This is a genomic window from Acetobacter sp. DsW_063 (assembly GCF_002153745.1).
GTDB lineage: Bacteria > Pseudomonadota > Alphaproteobacteria > Acetobacterales > Acetobacteraceae > Acetobacter.
Genome location: NZ_JOPL01000092.1, coordinates 1 through 895, shown reverse-complemented (window position 1 = coordinate 895; position 895 = coordinate 1). Strand labels below are relative to the sequence as shown.

The following is an 895-nucleotide window of genomic DNA, read 5'->3' as shown; positions in this document are numbered from 1 at the left end:
TGTTGCTGTGGTTGACGTTGAGTGAGCCGTCATTGTGGATTGCGGAGCTGTTAGCTATGCCGCCGGTCGTTCCGCCATCCCCAAGCTGCAACGTGCCGGAGGAAATCGTTGTTGCGCCAGTGTAGGTGTTGTCCCCCGTCAGCGTTTCCGTTCCGCCAGCGACAGTCAGGCCGCCGTTTCCGGACATGACGCCGGAATAGATGTCCGCGGCGTTCGCCAGGGTCAGCGTTCCGGCCAAAACGCCATTGGCTGAGCCAGACAGGGAGCCCGCCGTCGCATTGCTGGCGGTCACGTTGAACGAGCCGCCATCGGCGGCCAGCACGCCGCCAATCGTGTCGCCGTCCAGCGTGAGGGAGCCCGCATTGTTCGTCACGCCGCCGCTGGCCACATTTTGCCGCCCCAGCGTCATCGCGCCGCTGTTCACGGCGCTCGCCAGTGTGCCGCCCGAAGCTGCAAGCGTGGCGCTCGAAGCGTTTGTCACAGCCCCCGCCGTGCTGTTCGTCAGCGTGACTGTGCCCGCGTTGTTAGTCACGTCGGCCAGCACGCCATCTTCAGCCGTCAACGCGCCGGTGTTGGTGGTCAGGCCGCCAACCGCTCCGCCCTTGACGTCTGTCGTTCCCGCCGTCGCAAGCGCACCAGCCACAGAGCCTGTCAGAGTGAGGCCGGCGCCAGACGCTACAGTCGTAGCACCCGTATAAGTATTATCGCCTGCAAGGGTTTCTGTTCCCCCAGACACCACCACGCCGCCCGAACCGGAAGCGGCGCCTGAGTAGGTATTGCCAAACGCGCTGTTAGCGTTCGTCAGGATCAGCGTATTGCCGCCCAGGGAGATTGCCCCGGTCCCATCCAGAGACTTGATCGAAGAAGAACCCGACGTAACGCCCGAGATGTCGAA

At 63.8% G+C, this 895-nt stretch carries 1 protein-coding gene; it reads right to left on the bottom strand.

Features of this window, described 5'->3' with window-relative positions; genetic code table 11:
- Positions 1-895, bottom strand: an 895-nt coding sequence (locus tag HK28_RS11705; RefSeq protein WP_198945877.1) for an autotransporter-associated beta strand repeat-containing protein, incomplete at both ends; no start/stop codon positions are given.